The organism is Albidovulum sp. (genome assembly GCF_049646345.1).
GTDB lineage: Bacteria > Pseudomonadota > Alphaproteobacteria > Rhodobacterales > Rhodobacteraceae > Albidovulum.
In genome coordinates this window covers 1-2,648 of sequence record NZ_JBARVQ010000456.1, presented here as the reverse complement: position 1 = coordinate 2,648, position 2,648 = coordinate 1, and the positions used below count along the sequence as shown (strand labels likewise).

Below are 2,648 nucleotides of genomic sequence, written 5' to 3'. Positions count from 1 at the left end.
GTTGGGGCCAGAGCCGTGGATGGTCAGCCCGTGATGCAGGCTGATCTGGCCGGGCATAAGCTCAATCGGCACGCGGTCCTCGGGCGCGACATCCACCTTCACCTCTTGGCCGCGGGAAAGAAGGTTGTCCTCGGCGAAGGTATCCTCATGCGGCAGGATCGGGTTGAGGTGGCTGGCGCGGACGAAATCCATGCAGCCTGAGGCGCGGGTGGAGGGCGAGAGGGCGAGCCACATCGTCACCATGCCGTCTATCGCGCCAAGGCCCCAATAGGTCAGGTCCTGATGCATGGAGACCTTGTGGCGGGTCATCGGCTCCTTGATGAAGAACTCCACCCCGTAGATCAGGAGGTCGGGGCCGAGGATGCCCTCGACGACATCAAGGATCGCGGGCTCGGTGCCGATGCGGTGGGCCAAGGGCAGCACGCAATTGGCGTTGACGCGCTTGTAGGTGTTCAAGGGCAAGGGCAGGCCGGCATCGAGCCAGTCATGTTCGATTGCTTCCAGTTCCGAACGCCAGCCGCGGGCCTTTTCGGGCGCGATCGCCTGAATGGGGAAGAGGTAGCCCTCTTCCCAGTACCGCGCCTTTTCCGCATCCGAGAGGCGTCCGTCGATCAAGGGCATCGTCATGGTCTGTTCCAGCCTGTTTCCTTCGACCCCCCGCGCAATGCAGCCCCGGACTTGCTCCGGGGCCTCCGGTTCGAACCAGGAGGTCCCGGCGCATTGGCCGGGACTGCGGCCCGCAGGGTGGCATTGGCAAGGCTAGCGCAGGCGGGGCCGGTTTCAGCACGGTATCTCTTGCCGGTCAGGATAAGCTGAGCTTAACCTTCGTGCATGAACGCCACCCGCATCCCCTCGCTCAACTGGCTCCGCGTCTTCGAGGCGGCGGCGCGGACGGAAAGCTTCGCGCGCGCGGCGGCAGAGTTGCATATGTCCGCCCCGGCGGTCAGCCAGCAGATAAGGGCGCTGGAGGATCACCTTGGCACGCCCCTTTTTACCCGCCACGCCCATGCCGTGCGGCTGACGGAAGCCGGGCGGGCCTATCTGCCGTCGGTCCAGACCTCGCTCGTCACGCTTGAAAGCTCCACGGCCGGGCTGTTTGGCCGGGCACGGGAGGAACGGCTTTATGTCCGGTCGGTCCTGATCTTTGCGCAGGGGGTGCTGGCGCCCCTGCACCGGGATTTCACCGAACGTCATCCGGATATCGCGCTGAACCTTACGACGGGCAATGCGGCGGGTGATTTCCTGCAGGGCTTTGCGGACCTCCAGATCATCTTCGGCGCGCCATCGGCCTATGGAGCGGCGCATGATCCGGTGTTGGACGAGGTGCTGTACCCGGTCGCCCGGCCCGATATCGCAGCGGGGATCACCGCCCCCGCCGACCTTCTCGCCCATCCGCTGATTGAGGTCGCGACCCACCGCGCGGGCTGGCCGCATGTTTTCGAGAATCTGAAGTTATTGGGCGAGCGGGCGCAGTTCCTGATGGTCGATTCGACCGTCATGGCCACGGTGATGGCGGCCGAAGGGGCAGGCATCGCGCTCGCCCGGGCGCCTGCCAGCGACTGGGCGGTGCGTCATGCGGGGCTGGTCCCCTGCCTGCCCGGCTTCCGAGTAGCGGGGCTGGAAAGCTATCACCTTGTCTACCCGGACCGCGCTTCGCTGCGCCCACCCGCCCGCGCCTTCCGGACATGGCTGCTGGACAAGATGGCGGCACGGCGTGCAATGTGACAGGCGCGAACACCAAAGGACCACCGATGAACGTCGATTACCCGACCCTGACCGCCGTGATCGAAAGCCTGACCGAAGGCGAAACGGACGAGATTGCGCTGATGGCCACCGTCGCCTGCGAAGTGCATCATTCGGATGCAAGGTTCGACTGGACCGGCTTTTACCGCGTCACTGAACCCGGCATGATGAAGATCGGACCCTATCAGGGCGACCATGGCTGCCTTGTCATCCCGTTTGACAAGGGCGTCTGTGGTGCTGCGGCGCGAACCGGAGAGATCCAGATCGTCGATGATGTGGAGGCCTTTGACGGCCATATCGCCTGTTCCTCGACCACAAGGTCCGAGATCGTTTTGCCGGTCCTTGGCCCGGACGGGCGGCTGATCGGGGTTTTTGATATCGACAGCGACCAACCCGCCGCCTTCACGCAGGAGGATGCCGACGGCCTTGCCCAGGTTCTGAAGTCGGTTTTCGGCAGGATGTGACGCGCTGGCGCGCGCCCCGGCGCGGCGGCGTGGGACAGTCTTCAGCAAAAGCCGGAGGCGGAATATGAGCGATACGGAACACCACAGCGGAGGCTGCCTCTGCGGCGGCGTGCGGTTTGAGACGACGGGGCCCCTCCGCGATATCTGGGCCTGCCACTGCACGGCCTGCCGGAGGACCAGCGGACATCACTGGGCCGGAACCTCGCTGCCGCTCGACCGGTTCAGCATCACATCGGCCGAAACACTTTTCTGGTATGACAGCTCGTCCAAGGCGCGGCGTGGGTTTTGCCGGGCCTGCGGTGCCAGCCTGTTCTGGAAACCCACGGGCGAGGATCGCATGGTCATCGCGCCCGGTGCCTTCGATGGTCCGACCGGTCTTACCGTGACCCGTCATGTCTGCGCGGAAGAGGCGGGGGATTACTACGCCTGTGAGGGTCCGCC

At 65.1% G+C, this 2,648-nt stretch carries 4 protein-coding genes; 3 read left to right on the top strand and 1 reads right to left on the bottom strand.

Translation table 11 applies throughout. The annotated features are described in order from the left end of the window. Positions 1 to 627, bottom strand: a 627-nt coding sequence (locus WBB85_RS11380; RefSeq protein ID WP_432638731.1) for a phytanoyl-CoA dioxygenase family protein, incomplete at its 3' end; no start/stop codon positions are given. Between the two features lie 204 nt (positions 628 to 831). Between WBB85_RS11380 and WBB85_RS11375 the strand changes: the two genes are divergently transcribed. From WBB85_RS11375 to WBB85_RS11365, 3 genes are all read left to right on the top strand, one after another. After that, complete coding sequence (locus WBB85_RS11375; RefSeq protein WP_432638730.1) at positions 832 to 1,725, top strand: LysR family transcriptional regulator; 894 nt, start codon at positions 832 to 834, stop codon at positions 1,723 to 1,725. A gap of 26 nt (positions 1,726 to 1,751) precedes the next feature. Then, complete coding sequence (locus tag WBB85_RS11370; protein WP_432638729.1) at positions 1,752 to 2,207, top strand: GAF domain-containing protein; 456 nt, start codon at positions 1,752 to 1,754, stop codon at positions 2,205 to 2,207. 64 nt (positions 2,208 to 2,271) lie between these two features. Further along, the coding region (locus WBB85_RS11365; protein ID WP_432638728.1) for a GFA family protein at positions 2,272 to 2,648 on the top strand (377 nt) is incomplete at its 3' end.

Excerpts from the sequence above, each read along its gene's own strand:
- WBB85_RS11375 (WP_432638730.1), top strand. The coding sequence starts at position 832 with ATGAACGCCACCCGCATCCCCTCGCTCAACTGGCTCCGCGTCTTCGAG.
- WBB85_RS11370 (WP_432638729.1), top strand. The coding sequence starts at position 1,752 with ATGAACGTCGATTACCCGACCCTGACCGCCGTGATCGAAAGCCTGACC.